Consider the following 662-nt stretch of genomic DNA (forward strand, 5'->3'; position numbering starts at 1 on the left):
TCAACGGAGTTTCCACAGTCTTTATTAAAACGTGAAATTTTCATGTTTATACACCTCATTTTTAAGTTGAACTTATTATACAAGAAGAAGGGCGGGATTTCAATCCTTTAGTTCAACTTATTTACCTTCAAAAAATTACATATATCAACAAATATTTTTATCTAGTTGAACTTATTAAGGGGTAAAAAAATAGTGTTATGAAAGTTCCGGTTAGAGAATGTGAAGGCCACAAGTAGATTATAATAAGAAAGAATGTGTGAGAAACATAACACTCTTCTCAATATAAAATAAATATATAGTTGCCATAAGTTTAAAAAGAAAATAAAAGAACGTACAGAACCTATCCTTATAGCTGAAGAACGATTAGGTCTTCCTCAAACCAGCAGAGAAGCTTTTGGTATGTTAGAATCACAATCATTACAAATGAGATTGCGTATAGAATGAAAGCTATGGTAGGGTTTCGAAACATTGCTGTTCACGATTATCAAGCGATCAATCAAGATATTCTGCAGCAAATATTAGATAAGCATTTAAATGATTTTACTACGTATACTAAGCAGATTCTTGATTATTAATTGAGAGAATTATTCTATTTAAAAAGGACAAATAAGTTAGGAGGTTTGTCCTTTTTGGTGTTTTGTAGATGTTCAATTTTTACCTTT

The 662-nt window shown here is 29.9% G+C and carries 1 protein-coding gene; it reads left to right on the forward strand.

All coding sequences use genetic code 11. The features are described 5' to 3' along the window. Positions 1-440: 440 nt before the first annotated feature. Positions 441-575, forward strand: a complete 135-nt coding sequence (locus AC1DRF_RS31200; protein WP_427077284.1) for a HepT-like ribonuclease domain-containing protein — start codon at positions 441-443, stop codon at positions 573-575. The last annotated feature ends 87 nt before the right edge of the window (positions 576-662 follow it).

The organism is Priestia sp. P5_B4 (assembly GCF_056400385.1).

What these genes read in the sequence shown, in the direction of transcription:
- AC1DRF_RS31200 (WP_427077284.1), top strand. Translation starts at nt 441, where the DNA reads ATGAAAGCTATGGTAGGGTTTCGAAACATTGCTGTTCACGATTATCAA.